The following is a 20,232-nucleotide window of genomic DNA, read 5'->3' as shown; positions in this document are numbered from 1 at the left end:
GGGTCGGGGTGCGCGGCGAGCCACCGCTGGAACTCGCGGTGGCGGAACTGGTACGCGCTGCCGGACAGCCGCAGCAGGCCGGCGTCGTAGGCGCGGGCGAGGAAGGCGCCCAGCCGCAGCGGCAGCCGGCCGCGGGCGGCGGCGCAGCAGACGAAGACCGCGTAGCGCAGGGCCGTCGCGGCGGCCATGACGAAGGCCAGGAGGGCCACCGAGAGGCCGAACAGGACGTACCACACCATGCTCCCGTCGGGCAGCTCCGCCCAGTCGGGCAGGCTGATGTCGCCCCGGCACCTGGGATCCATCTCGTACTCGCCCGTCGCCGGGTTGTACACCATGTCCCTGTCGGGGTCGAACTCGTCATCGCAGTTGGCGGGTGCCGCCACCTCGTCCCGCTGGCGCTCACCCGACTCAAGCGCGAGCGGCAGCACCACCGCGGTCACCGCCGTCAGCGCGAGCACGACGGCAGCGGCGGCCGCGCCCCGCAGCAGCACCCCGCGCAGCACGCGCCCCGGCAGCAGGCCCGGGGCCGCGGGGGCGGACGCGGAGCCCCACAGCGCCAGGGGCGTCACCACGAACGTGCCGGCCGCCATGAGCACACCCGCCGCCAGATGGCGGCCGTCACCGGGATCGCTGGCGATCACACCGGCGGCGGGCACGAGCAACGCGTAGACCGGGGGCAGCCGGAACGTCTCGCGCACGGCCGCGCGGAGCCCCGCCCAGGCCAGTGGCCGGGGCCGAAGCTCCGCCGCGGCCAGCGGCCAGGCCGTCAGCACCAGCATCGCCAGCCAGCCGAGCGCCAGGGACACGCCGAACGGCCCCACGAGCAGCAGCTCCCGCAGCGCGGGCAGGCCGGGGGCGCTCACCAGGGCCACGGTGAGCACGGTGAACAGCGCGATCACCAGGCCGCGCCCCGCCAGCGGCCACAGCTCGTACGGCCGGATGTCCGTGTCCCCGCCCAGGTGGCGGGCGAGGGCGGCAAGCCGGTGATGCGTCCGCTCCGGGTCGTCGCCGGCCGCCTGTCCCGGCCGCCCCGGCCGCCCCGCCGGACCGTCGTCCCGGAGCACCGCCGGGACCAGCCGGGCCAGCAGGTGTTCGTCGACCTCCTGTGCCGTGCGCAGCTCCCGCAGCTCGCCCGGGTCGCCGCCGTCGCGGTAGATCGTGGCGGCCAGGGTCAGCCGCCAGGGCGTGGACAGGGTGCGTACGAGCACCTCGTCGGCCAGCACGGCGCGCCAGCGGTCGGCGCCGCCGCAGCGCGCGGTGAGGTACGCCAGGGCCTCGGTCCGGCCGACCGGGTCGAGGCGTACGTGGGCGGCCTGGCGCAGTTGCTCGGCGTCGGCCAGCGCCTCGTAGTGGCCGGTGCGGCAGGTGAGCACGAGCGGGCCGCGGGTGTCGCCGTAGCCGTAGGCGTTCAGCTCCGCGAGCGCGGCGCGGGCGCGGGGCGCCGCCGGGTCGGGCAGCGGGCGGCCGTCGTCGTCCAGGACGGGCTCGCCCGCCTCGTCCGTCAGGGCCGGGTCCATCTCGTCCAGGCCGTCGAGGACGGGCAGGATCAGGTCGTGGTCGCGCAGCCGCACGGCCTCCCTGCGGGTGCAGCCGTAGGCGCGCATCAGGTGGTCGACGAGGAAGTCCGCGAGCCGCGCGCCCTCCGGCCACTGCGGCAGCGGGACGCGTACGGGCACGGGGGCGTCGTCGGCGCGGTCGGGCGCGGCCAGGGCGAGGACGAGCTGGAGCACGAGCACGGTCTTGCCGGACCCGGGGGCGCCGGTGACGACCAGCCGGGCGGGGCGGGTTTCGCGGTAGTACGCCGCGATGCCGGGCAGTTCTGCGCCGGCGCCGGCGTCCTGCGGGTCCGGCGCGGCCAGCCGCCCGCGCGGGTGCGGCGCCGTCGCCGCGCGCAGGCTCTGCCGCGCCACCAGGGTGTAGTGGACGTCGATCTGCTCGCGGTCGCCGCCGGTGAGCCGCCGCCACTGCCGGTCCTCGGCCTCCCGCACCTGCCGGGCGAGCGCGGCCGCGTCCCGCCGGGCCAGCGCCTCCGGGTCGGCGGTCGCGGCCCGGGCCTGCATCACCCAGCCGACGACCAGCCCGACCACGCCCAGCGCGCCGAAGACCGGCGCCGTGGGGTCCTCGACGCCGCGCCGGAGTGCGTACCCGACGGAGCCGGCGAGCGCGAGCCCGCCGACGGCCGCCAGCGCCCAGCCGGCGCGTCTGCGTGTCCTCCGCCCCGTCGCCATGCGGGGATCTTCCCGCACGCGGCGGGGAGTTGGGTACGGAACGGGAGCAACCGCGGGCTGTTCCGCGGGCCGCTCCCCGCACTACGGCGCCGTCTCCTCCGCCCGCTTGCGCAGCCGGCGGCCCTTCTCCTGGGCGAGGTCGTTCAGCTCCTCCTGGAACGCCGTCATCCGGGCGCGCAGCTCGTCGTCGTGGGCGCCCAGGATGCGGGCCGCCAGCAGGCCCGCGTTGCGGGCGCCGGCCACGGAGACCGTGGCGACCGGGACGCCCGCGGGCATCTGGACGATGGACAGCAGGGAGTCCATGCCGTCGAGGTGCTTCAGCGGGACCGGGACGCCGATCACCGGGAGGGGGGTGACGGCGGCCAGCATGCCCGGCAGGTGGGCGGCGCCGCCGGCGCCGGCGATGAGGGCGCGCAGGCCGCGGGCGGCGGCCTGTTCTCCGTAGGAGATCATCTCGCGCGGCATCCGGTGCGCGGAGACGACGTCGACCTCGTACGGGATCTCGAACTCGGCGAGGGCCTGCGCCGCCGCCTCCATGACCGGCCAGTCGGAGTCGGAGCCCATGACGATGCCGACCAGCGGGCCGCTCTCCGGGCTGGCCGGGCTTCCCGTGCTCATTCGCTGCTCACTCCGCTCACTCCGTGATCGTCCCCCGCAGGTAGTCGGCGGCGTGGCGGGCGCGTTCGCGCACCTCGTCCAGGTCGTCGCCGTAGGTGTTGACGTGGCCGACCTTGCGGCCGGGCTTCACGTCCTTGCCGTACATGTGGATCTTCAGCCCCGGGTCCCGGGCCATGCAGTGCAGGTAGGCCGGGTACATGTCGGGGTAGTCGCCGCCGAGGACGTTCGCCATGACCGTCCACGGGGCGCGCGGGCGCGGGTCGCCGAGAGGCAGGTCGAGCACGGCGCGCACGTGGTTGGCGAACTGCGAGGTGACGGCGCCGTCCTGGGTCCAGTGGCCGGAGTTGTGCGGGCGCATCGCCAGCTCGTTGACGAGGATCCGGGGCTCGTCCGCGGGGTCGCCGGGGCCGGGGGGCGCCTCGAACAGCTCCACCGCCAGGTGGCCCACGACGTCCAGTTCGCTCGCGATCCGCAGCGCGAGCTGCTGCGTCCGCACCGCGACCCCGGGCGGCAGCCCGGGCGCGGGGGCGATGACGGTGTCGCAGACGCCGTCGACCTGGATGGACTCGACCACCGGGTACGCCACGGCCTGTCCGCTGGGCGAGCGGACGACGTTCGCGGCCAGCTCGCGGCGGAAGTCGACCAGTTCCTCGGCCAGCACGTCCACGCCCGCGCGGAACGGCTCCGCCGCGTCCTCCTCGCTCCGTACGACCCAGACGCCCTTGCCGTCGTACCCGCCGCGTACCGTCTTCAGCACGACGGGGAAGCCGCCCCCCTCGCGTGCGAAGCGCGCCACGTCCGCCGGGCCGGTCACGGTCCGGTGCCGCGGGCAGGGGATGCCCAGCTCCGTCAGCCGGGCCCGCATCGCGCCCTTGTCCTGCGCGTACACCAGCGCGTCCGGGCCCGGCCGGACCACGACGCCCTCGTCCTGGAGGGCGCGCAGGTGTCCGGTCGGTACGTGCTCGTGGTCGAAGGTGATCACGTCGCAGCCGCGGGCGAACTCACGCAGCGTGTCCAGATCGCCGTGGTCCCCGACCACCGTGTCGCCCGCCACCAGGGCCGCGGAGTCCTTGGGGGTGCCGCTGAGGAGCTTGAATCTGATGCCGAGGGGGATGCCTGCCTGGTGGGTCATCCGGGCGAGCTGTCCCCCGCCGATCATGCCGACTACCGGGAATGTCACGCGCCCCAGGGTATCGGGCGGGGTGGCCGGACCCGTCCCCTCCGGTCGGCGGCCCGGTTAGCATGAGGGATCCGGCGCGCCGGAGGAGACCGGAACCAGGGGAACGCAAGCCGACCATCGGAGTCTGAGAATCTTTATGAGTGCACGGCACCCGGCGGTATCGCGGCTGCGCCGTCTGAGCCGCGAGGTGGCCGCCTTCGCCGCGGTCGGGGGCGTCGGCGTCCTGGTCAACCTCGCGGTCTTCAACCTGATGCGGAACACCACGGAGCTGCCCGTGGTCCGGTGCAGCATGATCGCGACGGCGGTGGCGATCGTCTTCAACTACATAGGCTTCCGCTACTTCACCTACCGGGACCGGGACAAGACCCGGCCGCCGCGTGAGTTCACCCTGTTCGTGGTCTTCAGCTCCGCGGGGCTCGTCATCGAGAACGGCGTGCTGTACGTGGCCACGTACGGGTTCGACTGGGACACCCCGCTGCAGAACAACGTCTTCAAGTTCCTCGGCATCGGGATCGCGTCGCTGTTCCGCTTCTGGTCGTACCGCAGCTGGGTGTTCCGCGTGGTGCCCGCCGCCGGGCCGGTCCCGGCCGGTGGGGCCGGCGAGGGGGACGCGGGTGAGCCGGGTGACATAGCCGCGGCCGGCGAGGTGCGGATTCCCGGCAGCCGGCGGGAGCCGAAGTCGCCGGGCACGGCGGGCGGGTCCGGTGAGTCCGGCGAGCCCGGTGACCCGGAGGAACCCGAGGCGCAGGAGGAGGCGGTCGGAGCGCGCGGGTAGCGCTGCCGTCCCGTACGCGCCCTCCCCCGCCCCCGTACGCCCCCGGGGCGCGCGCCTGCCGCGCGCCCGCCCCCGTACGACCGCTCAGCGGTGCCCGTGCTCCCGCGCGAGGAACAGCGCGAACGTCGTCGGCTTCTGCTGCACCAGCTCCAGCCGCCCGCCGTCCGCCTCCGCCAGGTCGCGCGCGACCGCGAGCCCCAGCCCCGTCGAGTTGCGCCCGCTGACCGTGCGCTCGAAGACCCGCGAGCCGAGGTCCGCGGGCACCCCGGGGCCCTCGTCCGTGACCTCCACCACCACCTGGTTGCCGGTGACCCGGGTGCGCAGCGCGACGGTGCCGGCGCCGTGCATCAGCGCGTTCTCGACCAGCGTCGCGAGCACCTGCGCCACCGCGCCCGGCGTGCCCACCGCGCGCAGGTCGTGCGTGCCGGAGCGGACGATCGCCCGCCCCTCGCCGCGGTACGCCGGCCGCCACTCCTCGATCTGCTGCTTGACGACCTCGTCCAGGTCGAAGCCCGTGCCCGCGCCCGACCCGGGGTCGCGGGACTTGGTCAGCAGCCGCTGCACCACGTCCGTCAGCCGTTCGACCTGGGTGAGCGCGACCGCCGCCTCCTCCTTGACCGTCGCCGGGTCGTCGGTGAGCGCGATCTCCTCCAGCCGCATGGACAGCGCGGTCAGCGGCGTACGGAGCTGGTGCGAGGCGTCCGCGGCCAGCCGCCGCTCGGCGGTGAGCATCCGCGCGATCCGCTCCGCGCTGACGTCCAGCACGTCCGCGACCCGGTCCAGCTCCGGGACGCCGTAGCGGCGGTGGCGGGTGCGCTGGTCGCCGGAGCCGAGGCGCTCCGCGGTCTCGGCGAGGTCGGTGAGCGGGGCGGTGAGGCGGTTGGCCTGGCGTACGGCGAGCAGCACGGCGGCGCCGACGGCCAGCAGCGCCACCGCGAAGATGATCAGGAGGGTCTGGCCCAGCTCGTCGTTGACCCGGTCGCGGGCCTCCATGACCGTGACCCGCTCGCCCCGGCTGCCGGTCTCGGTGACCTCGATGACCGACCCGTCGGGCCGCTCCCCCATCTTGATCGTCGGCCCGCCGGGCAGGTCCACCTCCGCGTACCGCCCGTCGGTGACCTGGCCGGCGAGGGCCTGGCGGGTCACCCGCTCGTCGTCGGCCATCTTGCCCTCGACGAGGCTGAACAGCCGCACAGCCTCGGACTGCACCCGGTCGTGCGCGGCGGCCTCGATGGTGCGGGTCTCGACGATGACGAGCGAGACGCCGAAGACCGCGATGACGACGAGGACGACCGCCAGGGTGCTGTTGATGAGCCTTCTGCGCATGGCTGCCGGGGGCCGCGGGGGCGGGCCTAGCTCTTCTCGAAGCGGAAGCCCACACCGCGGACCGTCGCGATGTAGCGGGGGTTCGCGGCGTCGTCGCCGAGCTTCTTGCGCAGCCAGGAGATGTGCATGTCGAGCGTCTTCGTCGACGACCACCAGGTCGTGTCCCACACCTCGCGCATCAGCTGCTCGCGCGTGACGACCCGGCCGGCGTCGCGCACCAGCACCCGCAGCAGGTCGAACTCCTTCGCCGTGAGCTGGAGCTCCTCGTCGCCGAGCCAGGCGCGGTGCGAGTCGGTGTCGATGCGTACGCCGTGGGTGGCCGGCGGCTGCGCCTCCGTGGCGCCGCGGCGCAGCAGGGCCCGGACCCGGGCGAGCAGCTCGGCGAGGCGGAAGGGCTTGGTGACGTAGTCGTCGGCGCCCGCGTCGAGGCCGACGACGGTGTCCACCTCGTCCGCGCGGGCGGTGAGCACCAGCACGGGGAAGCCGTGCCCGTCGGCGCGCAGCCGCCGGCACACCTCCAGGCCGTCGATGCCGGGCAGGCCCAGGTCGAGCACCAGGAGGTCGACGCCGCCGCGGAGCCCGGCACCGAGTGCCGCGGGACCGTCTTCGCGGACCTCCACCTCGTAGCCCTCCCGGCGCAGCGCGCGGGCCAGCGGTTCCGAGATGGCCGCGTCGTCCTCGGCCAGCAGTACGCGGGTCATGGTGCGATGGTAGACCTCCGGTCACCGAGAGTGTGCCGGTGGCGTCGGGTTCGCCCACCTCCCGGTACGGGGTCGAACGCGCCCGCGAGGGGCGCGCGCCGGTTCCCTCGCGGGGCGGCGGATCGCGGCCGGATCGCGGGGCGGGGCGGCGTCGGCGATCATGAGGGCACCGGGCCGCCCGGTCCGCGGAGAGGCGGGTGCGATGGCTGCGGCGGTACGGGGCCGGCGGAGGCGGCCGCTCGCGGGCGCCGCGCTGGGCGCCGCGGCGACGCTCGCCGCGGCGCTGCTGCCGCTCGCCGGGGTGCCGGGGGGCGGGGCGGCGGAGAGCGGCGCGGGACCGGCCGGGGCACGGGCCGGCGAGCGGGCCGGGGCGGGGCGGTCGCTGCGGGTCGGCGTCGAGGCGTACGGCCCGCACCCGCGGCAGCGGGTCACCGTCCGCTGGCAGCCGCGGCGCGAGCCCCGCGGCGGGCTCGTCATCCTGCACGGCGGCTACTGGTCGTACGACACCGACTGGGGCGGCTGGGCGCGGACGTTCGCCCGCCGCGGCTACGCCGTCTTCGAGCTCGACTACCGGCTCACCCCCGACGCCCCGTGGCCGGCCCAGCGCGACGACGTGGTGGCGGGGCTGCGCTGGGTGCGCCGCCACGCCGCGGGGTACGCCGTGGATCCGGCGCGTATCGCGGTGCTGGGCTCGTCGGCGGGCGGGCAGCTGGCGGTGGCCGCGGCGGTGCACGGCGCCGGGGCGGAGCGCGCCGCCGGGGTGGTGGCGCTGTCGCCGGTGGCGCTGCCGTACCGGGCCTGGCGGGACGGGGGCGCGCCGGGGGCGACGGCTGCGGGGCGGCGGCTGCGGGCGAGCGCGGAGCGGCTGGCGGGGTGCGTACCGGACGGCACGGCGGCGGTGTCCGAGGACCGGGCGTGCCGGCGGGCGTGGCGGTCGCTGGACCCGCGGCGGGCGGCGTCCGGGCGGGACGACGCCCCGATGCTGCTGCTGCATGCGGCGGCGGACTGGGTGCCGTCGTACCACTCGGAGGCGGTGGCGGCGGCGGAGCGGGCGCGCGGGATGCCGGCGCGGGACGTCCGGGTGCGGGTGGTGCCGGGCGGCGGGCACGGGATGAAGCTGCTGCTGGAGCCGGGGACGGTGGCGGAGGTCGAGACGTGGCTGCGGGGGCGGATCGGCTAGGCGGTCGCGTCGGCCGGGTGTCCGGGTAGCGGACAGGGCCGGGGCCGGGGGGCCGGGTGCGTACGGCGGGCTACAGCGGCGCCGACAGCTCAGCCCAGACCGTCTTGCCCGCGGTGCCCGCGTCCCGCTGCACGCCCCAGTCGAGGCACAGCCGCTGCACGATGAACATCCCGTGCCCGCCCGGGCGGCTGGCCCGGTGCGGCGTGCGCGGCTCCGGCGTGCCCGTACCACCGGAGTCGCTGACCTCCAGCCGCAGCACCTTCCCCGCCGTGCGCAGCCGCAGCTCGTCCGGGCCGCCGCCGTGCAGGCAGGCGTTCGTGACCAGCTCCGAGACGACGAGCAGCACGTCCTCCGCGGCGGCGCGCTGCTCCGCGTTCGCCGGGGGCAGCCAGCCCCAGTCCTCCAGCGCCCGGCGGGCGAAGTCGCGGGCGCGCGGCACCATGCCGCTGGCGCCGACGAGCCGCAGCCGGCGCACCTGCGCCTGCCCGGCGGCGGCGGACTCGGCGGCGGGGTCGGCGGCGGAGGCGGCCCGGGCGGGCTCCGGGGCGGGCGGCTCGCCGGCCGGGGCCGCCGCGGACGCGGACGCGCCGCCGCCTTGGTGCGCGGGCACCGCGGCGCCGCTGCCGGCCTCGCCCTCCGACGGCGGCACGCCCGGCGGCAACGACCTGAAGCTCATCGCCTCACGACACCCCCTTCGCGCAACCGCACGCCCGCTCGCGCACCCGTCCGCGCATTCGTGCCCATCCTGCTCGTTCCAGAAGTTTTCGCCTGGGCTTCTGCCCTGGGAGATCGCGGAAACACCCCCGACTTTCCCCAGGGCCCTGTGACGCGCATCACCTGTCGCTCCCACCCCACCCGGGGCAGGGGGCCGGGAGGTCACTCCACCAGCGCCGCTTCCACCGTGTCGTGCAGGGAGAAGACCGCCTCCGCGCCGGTGATCTCGAAGACCCGGGCGACGACCGGCTGCAGCCCGGCGAGGTGCACGCCGCCGCCGTCGGCCTCGGCCTTGAGGCGCGCGCCGAGGAGCACGTTCAGCCCGGTGGAGTCGCAGAACTCCAGGCGGGAACAGTCGAGGACGAGCCGGCTGCGGCCGTCGGCGATGCACCGCTCCAGCGGCTTCCGCAGCAGCTCGGCGGTGTGGTAGTCCAGCTCACCCGCGGGTGTGAGGACGGCGCTTCCGCCATGGACCCGCACGTCGACGTGCAGTCGGCCGCGGCTCGGGCTTCCGGCGGTTCCGGCGTCCATGCGCGCTTGTCTCCTGACCTTCGGACTGTCGTGCAATGCAGCACCGACCCTACGCCTTTGGTCACATGTTCGGCACCCGAACAAGCAACAAAATAGGGCAAATATGGACACACGATTCTTGCACCGGAGAGAAGAAGCCGGTAGGGCTAGAAGCACACAACACGTGGCCTTGGGAGGCGCCGCAGACCGTAACGGAAAGAGAAGGCATCGGCAGCCGTATGCCGAGAACGATGGAGGACAAATGTCACCCCGGCTCGACGCCGCGGCGAGCACGCCGCCGACACGACCCCAAGCCGAGCACGGCGACGACCACAGTGAGCACCACGGCGCGGACACCGCCGAGGCCACCGCCCTCGACGACGCGGACACCGACCTCGCGCTCCCGTTCACCGGGAGCCTCGACGAGCTGGACGGCATGGCCTTCGACGAGGTCGCCCCCGGTGACGCGCGGGCCATGTCGAAGACGCTCTTCGAGCGGCTCCTCACCCTCGAAGAGGGCACCCACGAATACTCGTACGTCCGCAACACCCTGATCGAACTCAACCTGGCACTGGTGAAGTTCGCCGCCTCCCGGTTCCGCTCGCGCAGCGAGCCGATGGAGGACATCATCCAGGTCGGCACCATAGGGCTCATCAAGGCGATCGACCGCTTCGAGCCCGACCGCGGGGTGGAGTTCCCCACCTTCGCGATGCCGACGATCATCGGCGAGATCAAGCGCTTCTTCCGGGACACCTCCTGGTCCGTACGCGTCCCGCGGCGGCTCCAGGAGCTGCGCCTCGACCTGGCGAAGGCGGGCGACGAGCTGGCACAGCTGCTCGACCGCGCCCCCACGGTCGACGAACTGGCCGAGCGGCTGGGCATCGGCAGGGACGAGGTCGTCGAGGGCATGGCCGCCTCGAACGCCTACACTGCCAGCTCGCTCGACGCGCAGCCCGAGGAGGACGACTCCGAGAGCGCCCTCGCCGACCGCATCGGCTACGAGGATCACGGCCTGGAGGGCATCGAGTACGTCGAGTCCCTCAAGCCGCTGATAGCGGAGCTGGCGCCGCGCGACCGGAAGATCCTGTCGCTGCGGTTCGTCGCCAACATGACCCAGTCGGAGATCGGCGAGGAGCTGGGCATCTCGCAGATGCACGTCTCGCGGCTGCTGTCGCGCACGCTGGTACGGCTGCGCAGAGGGCTGATGATCGAGGAGTAGGGCGCCCGCCCGGCACACCGGTCCCGGCCGGAGGCCGCCCGCGGGCGGCCTCCCCCGGTTTCCGGGGCGGCGGTGCCATGATCGCCGCATGGATCGCCCCACGGCCCCCGTGCTCGCCCGGCTCGCGGCGCTGGCGCTGGCGCCGGTGCTCGCGTGGACCGGCGCGTGCGGCGCGCCGGAGGACGGGAGCGGGCCGCGGCCGCCGGGCTCCGGCGCCACGCCGTACGAACCGGACCCGGCCGGCGACGAGTGGACCCCCTGCCCGCTGACCGGCATGGAGCGGCGCGAGTGCCGCGGCGTGACCGTACCCGTGGGCGGCGACGGGCACGAGACCCTCCGCCTCGCCCTCTCCCGGCTGCCCGCCCGCGACCCCGGCCGCCGCATCGGCGCCCTGGTCCTCGCGCCCGGCGGCCCGGGCCTCTCCGGCCTCCAGGAGGCCGTCTCCGCCGGCGTCGACTACCCGCGCGAGCTGCGCGACCGCTTCGACATCGTCGGCTACGACCGCCGCGGCACCGGCCGCAGCCACCGCGTCGACTGCGGCGAGCCCCGGGGCGCGCTGGACCGCCTCGGCACCGCGCGCAGCCTGCGGCTGGTACGGGACGTCACCGCCGCCGACGCCGCCGCCCGCGACTACGTCGAGTCCTGCCGCATCGGCTACGGCCCGCTGCTGGCCCGCCTCGGCTCCCGCGCCGCCGCGACCGACCTGGAGCGGGTCCGGCGGGCGCTGGGCGAGGAGCGGATCAGCCTGCTGCTGCACTCGTACGCGACGGTGGCGGGCCAGGTCTACGTCACCCGCCACCCGGAGCGGGTGCGCGCCGCCGTCTTCGACGGGGTCGTCGACCCGGACCGGCCGGGCACGTCCTATGTACTGAGAACGCTGCACACCCGCGAGGAGCTGGACGACGAGCAGGTGCCGGAGCCGACGGCCAGGACCGTACCGCAGGAGCCGCCGCGGAACGTGCCGCCGGACGTGCGGGCCGCGTTCGACGAACTCGACCCCGGGCCGCCGCCGCTGGCGCTGTTCCTGGGGGCGCACTGCACCGACTTCCGGTGGCCGGGCAACCTGCGCGCGCTGCTGCGGGAGCTGGACGACGCGGACGAGGCGCGCTGGCGCACGCGGACGGTCGCCCGCGACTACGCGCCCTGCGTGCACTGGCCGGGGCGCGGGGAGCCGCTGGGCGCGGTCCGCCCGGCGGCCGGCGGCCCGGACCCGGACCAGGGGGCGGACCTGCTGCTCGTCAACAGCGAGCACGACATCCGCACCCCGGCGGCGGGCGCCGAGCGGGTGGCGGTGCGGTTCCGGGCACCGCTGCTGACGGTGCCGGGCAGGCGGCACGGGCTGGTGGGCTTCGGCAACGAGTGCGCGGAGCGCGCGGCGGTGGACCACCTGACCGCGCGCCCGGCGGCGGACCCGGACGTCGGCGACGGCTGCTGACCGGCGGGCCGGTGCGGCTCAGCCGCCCGGCACCCGTACGCCCCGCTGCCACACCTGGGACACCAGCGGCACCCCCGGCCGGTACGCCAGGTGCACGTGGCTCGGGGCGTCCAGCAGCGCCGCGTCCGCCCGCGTGCCCGGCGCGAGGCGCCCCACGTCGGTGCGCCGCAGCGCCGCCGCGCCGCCCGCCGTCGCCGACCACACCGCCTCGTCCGGCGTCATGCCCATCTCCCGTACGGCGACGGCCACGCAGAACGGCACGGAGCTGGTGAACGACGAGCCCGGGTTGCAGTCCGTCGACAGCGCCACCGTCGCGCCCGCGTCCAGCACCCGCCGCACGTCCGGGTAGACCGCCCGGGTCGAGAACTCGCAGCCCGGCAGGAACGTCGCCACCGTCACCCCCGACGCCAGCGCATCCACGTCCGCGTCCGTCAGGTGCGTCAGATGGTCCGCGGACGCCGCCTCCATCTCGACGGCCAGCTGCACCCCCGGCCCGTACGACAGCTGCCCCGCGTGCACCCGCGGGGTCAGGCCGCGGGCCTTGCCGGCGGCGAGGACCGCGCGCGCCTGGTCGCCGTCGAACGCGCCCTTCTCACAGAAGACGTCGATCCAGCGCGCGTACGGCGCGCAGGCGTCCAGCATCTCGCCGGTGACCAGGTCGACGTACCCGCCCGGATCGTCCTCGTACTCCGGCGCGACGACATGGGCACCGAGGTACGTCACCTCCTGGAGCTGCCCCGCCGCCACCCGCAGCGCCCGCGCCTCGTCCGCCGTCGTCAGGCCGTAGCCGGACTTGGTCTCCAGCGTCGTCGTGCCCTGGCGCAGCATCTCCCGGACGAAGCGGGTGAGGTTCGCGGCCAGCTCCGCCTCGGTGGCGGCGCGGGTGGCGGCGACGGTGGTGCGGATGCCGCCGGCGGTGTAGGGGCGCCCGGACATGCGGGCGTGGAACTCGGGGGTGCGGTCGCCGGCGAAGACGAGGTGGGAGTGCGAGTCGACGAAGCCCGGGAGCAGCGCCCGGCCCGCCGCGTCGTACGCGAAGTCCGCGGCCGGCGCCGCGTCGGTCGCGCCGGCCCAGGCCACCCGGTCGCCCTCGAAGACGACGGCGGCGTCCTCCAGCAGGCCGAGCGGCCCCTCGCCGAGGGACGGGTCGTTGGTGACGAGGCTGCCGATGTTGACGATGGCCGTCGAGGTGGCCGTGGCGGTCATGTTCCTGCCCTCGGGGGTCGGTGGCTTGCGGGGTCGGGTGCGGGATCGGGTACGGGCACGGGTCAGCCCCGCAGCGCCGCGATCGCCGCGGTCAGCGCCCCCGGCACGTCGTCCACCAGCGCGTGCGCCCCGTCCCGTACGACGTGCCGGCCCGCCACCACGGTGTGCCGCACGTCCGCCGCCGTCGCCGCGAACACCGCCGTCTCCGCCCCCAGCCGCGGCATCGCGCCGGCCGTGCGCACGCTGTCCAGCGCGACGGTGGTGAAGTCCGCGTACCCGCCCCGCTCCAGCCGGGCCGGCCGGTGCCAGCCGAGCGCGGCGTAGCCGCCCTCGGTGGCGGCACGCAGCAGGTGGTGGGCGGTCCAGTGGCCGCGGCGGCGGGTGCGCAGCCGCTCGTTCAGCTCCATCGCCCGCGCCTCCTCGAAGAGGTCGACGACGGCGTGGCTGTCGCTGCCCAGCGACAGCGGGCTGCCCGCCCGCTCCACGGCCGGCGCCGGGCCGATGCCGTCGGCGAGGTCCCGCTCCGTGGTCGGGCACATGCAGACGCCGGTGCCGGAGCGGCCGAGGAGGGCGACGTCGTCGCCGGTGAGGTGGGTGGCGTGCACGGCGGTGGTACGGGGGCCGAGGACCCCGTGGTCGGCGAGGAGGCGGGCCGGGGTGACGCCGTGCGCGGCGGCGCACGCCTCGTTCTCGGCGGGCTGCTCGGAGAGGTGGACGTGGAGGGGGGCGTCGCGGTCGGCGGCCCAGGCGGCGACGGTGGCGAGTTGGTCGGCGGGGACGGCGCGTACGGAGTGGACGGCGGCGCCGACGCGGACGGTGCCGGGGGCGGCGGGGGTGTCGGCGCCGGCGTCGGTGTCGGAGGGGGCGCCGGGACCCGGGCCGGAGGCGGTGTCCGAGCCGGTGGCGCGGCTCAGCTCCGTCGCGCGTTCCGCCCACGCCTCCGCGTCCCCGTCGCTGAACCGCAGCTGCTGCCGCCCCGGCCCCTCCCCGAACCCCGCCGCCAGATACGCCGTGTCCAGCAGCGTCACCCGGATCCCCGCCGCCGCCGCGGCCCCGGCCAGCGCGTGCCCCATGGCGTTCGGGTCGCCGTACCGGCCGCCGCCGGGGGCGTGGTGGACGTAGTGGAACTCACCCACGCAGGTGATTCCGGCCAGCGCCATCTCGGCGTAAAGGGCGCGCGCGAGGTCGTAGTACGTCTCGGGGGTGAGCCGGTCGGCGACGCCGTACATCACCTCCCGCCAGGTCCAGAACGTGCCGGAGCCGACCTGGACGGTGCCGCGCAGGGCGCGGTGGAAGGCGTGGCTGTGGGCGTTCGCGAGGCCGGGGACGGTGAGGCCGCGCAGCACGGTGGCGCCGGGCGGCGGGGCGGCGACCCCGGTCCGTACCGCGGTGAGCTGCCCGAGGGCGGCGTCCGTCTCCATAACCACGCCGGGTTCGACGACGCCGCCGACCCACGCCTGCTCCGCCCAGTACGCCGTCACGCGGCCCCTTCCGCTCGTTCCGCTCGCCCTGTTCACCCGCCGGAGCCGGGGGCTCCGGCCAGGTCCGCCAGCACGTCCGCCAGCGCCCGCACGCCCGCCGCGCAGTCGTCCTCCGCCGCCGACTCGGCCGGCGCGTGCGAGACGCCCGTCGGGTTCCGTACGTACAGCATGGCCGCCGGCAGCGTCCCGGACAGGATCCCGGCGTCGTGTCCCGCCCCGGTCGGGAGCAGGGGCGCGCCCCCGAGGCGCGCGGCGAGGCGGTCGCGCAGGGCGTGGTCGAAGTCGACGACCGGCGTCAGCGACTCGCGCGTCACCGAAAGCGCGGTGCCGTCGCGGCCGGCGCGCTCGCGGGCGGTCTGCTCGACGGCGGCGACGAGGGTGCGCAGGGTCTCCTCGTCGGCGGCGCGGGAGTCGAGCCAGCCGCGGACGAGCGCGGGGATGGCGTTGACGCCGTTGGGCTCGACCGCGACCTTGCCGAAGGTGGCGCGGGCACCGGCCTGCGCGGCCTTCTTGCGGGCGGCGAGAACGGTGTGCGCGTACGTCAGCATCGGGTCGTGGCGGTCCTCCATGCGGGTCGTGCCCGCGTGGTTGGCCTCGCCGCGGAAGTCGAACCGCCAGCGCCCGTGCGGCCAGATCGCCGACGCCACGCCGACCGCGTGGTCCGTACCGGCGAGCGCCACGCCCTGCTCGACGTGCAGCTCGACGAACACCCCGATCCGCCCCAGCCGCTCGGGGTCGGGGCCGAGCGCGCCGGGGTCGTGCCCGGCGCGCTCCATCGCCCGCGGCAGCGTGACGCCGTCGGCGTCGCGCAGCTCGTGCGCGGCGGCGGCGGACAGCTGCCCGGCGGCGAGCCGGGAGCCGACGCAGGCCAGGCCGAAGCGGGCGCCCTCCTCGTCGCCGAAGTTGACGACGCCGAGGGGGCGGGCGGGGCGCACGCCCCGGGCGCGCAGCTCGTCGAGGGCGGCGAAGGCGGACACGACGCCGAGGGGGCCGTCGAAGGCGCCGCCGTCGGGCACGGAGTCGAGGTGGGAGCCGGTGACGACGGCGCCGCCGGCGGCCGGGTCGCCGAGCCAGGCCCACTGGTTGCCGTTGCGGTCGGTCTCGTACGCGAGCCCCCGCGCCTCGGCCTGCGCGCGGAACCAGGCCCGGCAGTCGGCGTCGGCGGCCGTCCAGGCGAAGCGGCGGTAGCCGCCGGAGGGCGCGTACCGCCCGAGGGGCGCCAGGTCCCGCCACATCTCCTGGAACGAGGCCGGACTCACTCGGCGCTCTCCGCGTGCTCGGGGGTCTCCCGCATCGGCACGCGCACGTCCCGCTCCGCCGCGATCTCCTCGGCCCGCTCGTAGCCCGCGTCGACGTGCCGGATGACGCCCATGCCGGGGTCGTTGGTCAGCACCCGGCGGATCTTCTCGCCCGCCGGCTGTGTGCCGTCCGCGACCGTCACCTGCCCGGCGTGCAGCGAGCGGCCCATGCCGACGCCGCCGCCGTGGTGGACCGAGACCCAGGACGCGCCGGAGGCGACGTTGACCATGGCGTTGAGCAGCGGCCAGTCCGCGATCGCGTCCGAGCCGTCGCGCATGCCCTCCGTCTCGCGGTACGGGGACGCCACGGACCCGCAGTCGAGGTGGTCGCGGCCGAGGACGAGCGGCGCGGCAAGCTCGCCGCTCGCGACCATGTCGTTGAACCGCTCGCCGGCCCGGTCGCGCTCGCCGTAGCCGAGCCAGCAGATGCGGGCGGGCAGGCCCTGGAAGTGGACCCGCTCACCGGCCAGCCGGATCCAGCGGGCCAGCGACTCGTTCTCGGGGAAGAGGTCGAGGATCGCGCGGTCGGTGGCGGCGATGTCCTTCGGGTCGCCGGAGAGGGCCGCCCAGCGGAAGGGGCCCTTGCCCTCGCAGAACAGGGGCCGGATGTAGGCGGGCACGAAGCCGGGGAAGTCGAACGCGCGCGCGTAACCGGCGAGCTTGGCCTCACCGCGGATCGAGTTGCCGTAGTCGAAGACCTCGGCGCCCGCGTCCTGGAAGCCGACCATGGCCTCGACGTGCCGGGCCATCGACTCCCGCGCGCGGGCGGTGAAGTCCGCGGGCTTCTCGGCGGCGTACGCGGCCATGTCGGCGAAGTCGACGCCGAGGGGGAGGTACGCGAGCGGGTCGTGCGCGGAGGTCTGGTCGGTGACGATGTCGACGGGCGCGCCCTCGGCGAGCAGCCGCGGGAGCAGCTCGGCGGCGTTGCCGAGGACGCCGACGGACAGCGGGCGGCGCGCGTCGCGGGCCTCGGCGGCGAGCCGCAGGGCGTGGTCGGGGCTGTCGGCCCGTACGTCCAGATAACCGTGCTCAAGCCGGCGCTCGATGCGCGACGGATCGCACTCCACGCAGATCGCGACGCCGCCGTTCATGGTGACGGCGAGCGGCTGGGCGCCGCCCATGCCGCCGAGGCCGGCGGTGAGGGTGACGGTCCCGGCGAGGGTGCCGCCGAAGCGCTTCGCGGCGACGGCGGCGAAGGTCTCGTACGTGCCCTGGAGGATGCCCTGCGTGCCGATGTAGATCCACGACCCGGCGGTCATCTGGCCGTACATGGTCAGCCCCAGGGCCTCCAGGCGGCGGAACTCCTCCCAGTTCGCCCAGTCGCCGACGAGGTTGCTGTTGGCGATGAGGACGCGCGGCGCCCACTCGTGGGTCTGCATGACCCCGACCGGGCGGCCGGACTGGACGAGCATCGTCTCGTCCGGGCCGAGGGTGGTGAGCGTACGCACCATGGCGTCGAAGGAGCCCCAGTCGCGGGCGGCCTTGCCGGTGCCGCCGTAGACGACGAGCTTGTCGGGGTGCTCGGCGACCTCGGGGTCGAGGTTGTTCTGAAGCATCCGCAGGGCGGCCTCCTGCGGCCACCCGCGGGCGCTGGGCCGGGTGCCGCGCGGGGCCCGGACGGGGCGGGGTCCTGCCATGCGTGCCTCCAGGCGCGCTCGACCTCTTTGAATGAATACCAACACATCGTGACGCGACTGAATCACTTCAGTCAAGACCGCCTCACGTCCGACACTTGGACGCCGTACGACAGCATTTGCGGACGGATGATTGACTGCGGCCATGTCCTACGACGAGCCCGCCCCCGCACCGCAGAGTCTCCCGCTCCCGCTCGCCGCCCGCCGCAACCAGGCCGTACGCGCCGCGGTCGCCCAGGGCCTCCTCTCGGAGGCCGAGCCGGTGGCCGGGCTGCTGGACGTCGCGGGCATCCGGGACTCGGCGCGCGCCCTGCGGGCCGCCTTCGACGAGGTGGTCGCGCCGGGGACGCCCGTGCTGCACTCCTTCGCGGTCAAGGCCGCCGCGCTGGTGCCGGTGCTGCGGCTGCTCGCCGACGAGGGCCTGGGCGCGGAGGTCGCCAGCCCCGGCGAACTGGAACTCGCCCGCGCCGCGGACGTCCCCCCGGAGCGCACCGTGCTCGACTCCCCCGCCAAAACCGCCGCCGAACTGCGCGGCGCGCTGGCCCTGGGCATCGCGGTCAACGCCGACAACCCCGAGGAACTCGCCCGCATCGACGGCCTCGTCCGCTCCGCACCCACCCGCTCGGTGATCGGCGTACGGATCAACCCGCAGGTCGGCGGCGGCAGCATCGGCGCGATGAGCACGGCGACCGCCACGTCGAAGTTCGGCGTCACCCTCCAGGACGAGGGCGCCCGCGACTGGCTCGTCCGCGCCTACCTCGACCGCCCCTGGCTCACCGCCCTGCACACCCACACCGGCTCGCAGGGCGTGCCGCTGCCGCTGATGGCGGCGGGGGTGCGGGCCGCGTACGAGCTGGCGGAGGAGATCAACGCGGCCGCCGGCCGCCGCCAGATCACCACCCTGGACATCGGCGGCGGCCTCCCCGTCAACTTCGACTCCGACGAGACCACCCCCGCCTTCACCGACTACGCCCGCCTCCTGCGCACCGAGATCCCGGGCCTCTTCGACGGCCGCTACGCCCTGATCACGGAGTTCGGCCGCTCGCTGCTGGCGAAGAACGGCCTGGTGCTGGCCCGCGTCGAGTACGCCAAGTCCGCCGGCGGCCGCCCCATCGCCGTCACCCACGCCGGCGTCCAGGTCGCCGTCCGCACCGTCTTCGCCCCCGACTCCTGGCCCCTCCGCGTGGCCGCGTACGACGCGCAGGGCCACCCCGCCACCGGCGCCCCGGTCACCCAGGACGTAGCGGGCCCGTGCTGCTTCGCCGGCGACCTGGTGGCCCGCGCCCGCGAGCTGCCGCCGCTGGCGGCGGGCGACCACGTGGCCCTGCTGGACACGGGCGCCTACTACTTCTCCAACCCGTTCTCCTACAACAGCCTCCCCCGCCCCGCGGTCCACGGCTTCACCACGACCGCCGACGAGGTCCGCTTCGCCACGGTCCGCCCCGCCCAGACCCTGCCCGAAATCGTCACCGAGTCCGGCGGCGCCCACGGCCGATCCCTCACCGACCTGACCTGACGCGTCCGGCGAGCATGCAGGGTTCCGCGCGCGAGGCTTGCCGCTCGGTACACATGTTCGACGAGTCGCTCATGTCAGCGAGTGGCGGCGTCGGCGGGTAAGAGCAGCCGTATGCTGGCCACGGGCCGCCCGTCGGGGCCAGAGTAGGCCCTGCCGGTCGGATGAGGAGGTGCAGGGGATGAGTGTCGCCAGCGATCACATCGGGCCGTGGACCGTCGCCGACGTCCTCGCCCTACCCGAAGACCGCACCATGCGCTACGAGTTGCTGGGGGAGTCCCTCGTCATGTCCCCCGCCCCCGGCATCCGCCACCAGCGGGCATCGCTCCGACTCGCCATGGTCCTGCACACGGCGGCCCAGGCTGCCAAGGCACCGGTCGAGGTGCTGGAAGCCATCAATGTCATCCTGCCGTCGGGCCTGGTGGTTCCCGACCTGGTAGTGACCGATGCCGGCGCAACCGCCGAAGACGGTGTCAGCGTCGACGCCGAAGGCGTGCAACTCGCGGTCGAACTGGTCTCCCCCGGCAACCGCACCATGGACCGCAAGGTCAAGCCGATGCTGTACGCCGAGGCCGCCATCCCGCACTTCTGGCGACTCGAATTCGACCCGGCGCCCATGCTCGCCGTCTACGAGTTGCAGAGCGGCCGGTACGTCGAGCGAACCACCGCACTCTCCGGCGCGACCACCCACCTGGACACCCCGTTCCCGGTCGCCATTGACCCCGCGGGACTCTCCCGGCAGTAGCCGCCTTCGATGGCAACCGAAGTCGCCTACGCCATCCACCAGCGAAACTCCCCGGACACGGAGACCAGAGAAAACTTCGGGAAAAATCACCGAATCCGTTCAACGATACCGGTCTCGATTCTCTCGACAATATCCGCTAGCTGACCGTCTGTCAGCACATCCGATTCATATGCACTGCGCCGGTATCTTACGTGGATGATGTACTGGTCATAACGCGCCCACGATCACCAGGTACGGCAGAGGTTTCCGGTCCATTGACCGCATATGAAGCGCGTCTCGTCTGCCGCAGAAAGATCAGCTCCGATCGGATACTCGGAGGCTCCGCTGAAAACGTCGGGGCTGACTTTTTCCGGAGGAGAGGCATGAAAGCTGCGCTTGGCGGTCTCCACATCGCGGTAGTGCAGCACTTGCAGCACGAGGTCGTCTCGCGGAATGCGAAACCAGCCCATCACAGCTTCATCCATGACAG

18 protein-coding genes are annotated in these 20,232 nt (G+C 75.0%); 6 read left to right on the top strand and 12 right to left on the bottom strand.

Features of this window, described 5'->3' with window-relative positions; genetic code table 11:
• From ACHZ99_RS33075 to ACHZ99_RS33065, 3 genes are all read right to left on the bottom strand, one after another.
• The coding region (locus ACHZ99_RS33075) for an NACHT domain-containing protein (protein WP_420308538.1) at positions 1-2,228 on the bottom strand (2,228 nt) is incomplete at its 3' end.
• Positions 2,229-2,309: 81 nt separating this feature from the next.
• A complete protein-coding gene (gene purE / locus ACHZ99_RS33070) occupies positions 2,310-2,846 on the bottom strand; it encodes a 5-(carboxyamino)imidazole ribonucleotide mutase (RefSeq protein ID WP_420308537.1) in 537 nt (178 codons plus the stop codon).
• A gap of 16 nt (positions 2,847-2,862) precedes the next feature.
• Positions 2,863-4,026, bottom strand: a complete 1,164-nt coding sequence (locus ACHZ99_RS33065) for a 5-(carboxyamino)imidazole ribonucleotide synthase (protein WP_420308536.1) — start codon at positions 4,024-4,026, stop codon at positions 2,863-2,865.
• A gap of 136 nt (positions 4,027-4,162) precedes the next feature.
• Here ACHZ99_RS33065 and ACHZ99_RS33060 point away from each other — a divergent pair, with 136 nt between their 5' ends.
• On the top strand, positions 4,163-4,801 hold the full coding sequence (locus tag ACHZ99_RS33060) for a GtrA family protein (protein WP_420308535.1): 639 nt from the start codon (positions 4,163-4,165) through the stop codon (positions 4,799-4,801).
• Positions 4,802-4,885: 84 nt separating this feature from the next.
• On the opposite strand, the gene ACHZ99_RS33055 is transcribed toward ACHZ99_RS33060, so the two are convergent.
• On the bottom strand, positions 4,886-6,127 hold the full coding sequence (locus ACHZ99_RS33055; RefSeq protein WP_420308534.1) for an ATP-binding protein: 1,242 nt from the start codon (positions 6,125-6,127) through the stop codon (positions 4,886-4,888).
• A 26-nt stretch (positions 6,128-6,153) separates the two neighbouring features.
• The gene (locus tag ACHZ99_RS33050) at positions 6,154-6,828 is read right to left on the bottom strand and encodes a response regulator transcription factor (RefSeq protein WP_420308533.1); all 675 of its coding nucleotides are present in this window, start codon (positions 6,826-6,828) and stop codon (positions 6,154-6,156) included.
• A 202-nt stretch (positions 6,829-7,030) separates the two neighbouring features.
• Between ACHZ99_RS33050 and ACHZ99_RS33045 the strand changes: the two genes are divergently transcribed.
• Entirely contained in the window at positions 7,031-8,008 is a 978-nt protein-coding gene (locus ACHZ99_RS33045; RefSeq protein ID WP_420308532.1) for an alpha/beta hydrolase, read from the top strand.
• 70 nt (positions 8,009-8,078) lie between these two features.
• Here ACHZ99_RS33045 and ACHZ99_RS33040 read toward each other — a convergent pair whose 3' ends face one another.
• Both ACHZ99_RS33040 and ACHZ99_RS33035 read right to left on the bottom strand, forming a co-directional pair.
• Entirely contained in the window at positions 8,079-8,669 is a 591-nt protein-coding gene (locus ACHZ99_RS33040; RefSeq protein WP_420308540.1) for an ATP-binding protein, read from the bottom strand.
• A gap of 215 nt (positions 8,670-8,884) precedes the next feature.
• On the bottom strand, positions 8,885-9,253 hold the full coding sequence (locus ACHZ99_RS33035) for an STAS domain-containing protein (protein WP_420308531.1): 369 nt from the start codon (positions 9,251-9,253) through the stop codon (positions 8,885-8,887).
• 241 nt (positions 9,254-9,494) lie between these two features.
• On the opposite strand from ACHZ99_RS33035, the gene ACHZ99_RS33030 reads away from it, so the two are divergent.
• Together ACHZ99_RS33030 and ACHZ99_RS33025 are read left to right on the top strand one after the other, a co-directional pair.
• A complete protein-coding gene (locus ACHZ99_RS33030) occupies positions 9,495-10,451 on the top strand; it encodes an RNA polymerase sigma factor SigF (protein ID WP_420308530.1) in 957 nt (318 codons plus the stop codon).
• An 88-nt stretch (positions 10,452-10,539) separates the two neighbouring features.
• Positions 10,540-11,886 carry an alpha/beta fold hydrolase gene (locus ACHZ99_RS33025; protein ID WP_420308529.1) on the top strand — a complete coding sequence of 449 codons (1,347 nt, stop codon included), beginning with the start codon at positions 10,540-10,542 and terminating at the stop codon, positions 11,884-11,886.
• Positions 11,887-11,904: 18 nt separating this feature from the next.
• Here the strand turns inward: ACHZ99_RS33025 and hutI are convergent, their stop codons facing one another.
• The 4 genes from hutI to hutU form a co-directional block, all read right to left on the bottom strand.
• Entirely contained in the window at positions 11,905-13,092 is a 1,188-nt protein-coding gene (hutI, locus tag ACHZ99_RS33020; protein WP_420308528.1) for an imidazolonepropionase, read from the bottom strand.
• 62 nt (positions 13,093-13,154) lie between these two features.
• Positions 13,155-14,573 (bottom strand): formimidoylglutamate deiminase, encoded by a 1,419-nt coding sequence (locus tag ACHZ99_RS33015; protein WP_420308527.1) that lies wholly within the window; start codon positions 14,571-14,573, stop codon positions 13,155-13,157.
• 32 nt (positions 14,574-14,605) lie between these two features.
• Positions 14,606-15,808 (bottom strand): allantoate amidohydrolase, encoded by a 1,203-nt coding sequence (locus tag ACHZ99_RS33010; RefSeq protein WP_420308539.1) that lies wholly within the window; start codon positions 15,806-15,808, stop codon positions 14,606-14,608.
• A gap of 20 nt (positions 15,809-15,828) precedes the next feature.
• Entirely contained in the window at positions 15,829-17,508 is a 1,680-nt protein-coding gene (gene hutU / locus ACHZ99_RS33005) for a urocanate hydratase (RefSeq protein WP_420308526.1), read from the bottom strand.
• A gap of 142 nt (positions 17,509-17,650) precedes the next feature.
• On the opposite strand from hutU, the gene ACHZ99_RS33000 reads away from it, so the two are divergent.
• Both ACHZ99_RS33000 and ACHZ99_RS32995 read left to right on the top strand, forming a co-directional pair.
• On the top strand, positions 17,651-19,021 hold the full coding sequence (locus ACHZ99_RS33000; RefSeq protein WP_420308525.1) for a diaminopimelate decarboxylase: 1,371 nt from the start codon (positions 17,651-17,653) through the stop codon (positions 19,019-19,021).
• Positions 19,022-19,199: 178 nt separating this feature from the next.
• A complete protein-coding gene (locus ACHZ99_RS32995) occupies positions 19,200-19,763 on the top strand; it encodes a Uma2 family endonuclease (protein WP_420308524.1) in 564 nt (187 codons plus the stop codon).
• A gap of 224 nt (positions 19,764-19,987) precedes the next feature.
• Here ACHZ99_RS32995 and ACHZ99_RS32990 read toward each other — a convergent pair.
• Positions 19,988-20,232 (bottom strand): hypothetical protein (locus ACHZ99_RS32990; RefSeq protein ID WP_420308523.1); only part of this gene is annotated, 245 nt, incomplete at its 5' end.

Source organism: Streptomyces sp. MAR4 CNX-425 (assembly GCF_048656465.1).
Lineage (GTDB): Bacteria > Actinomycetota > Actinomycetes > Streptomycetales > Streptomycetaceae > Streptomyces.
This window is presented reverse-complemented; position numbering and strand designations above follow the sequence as displayed.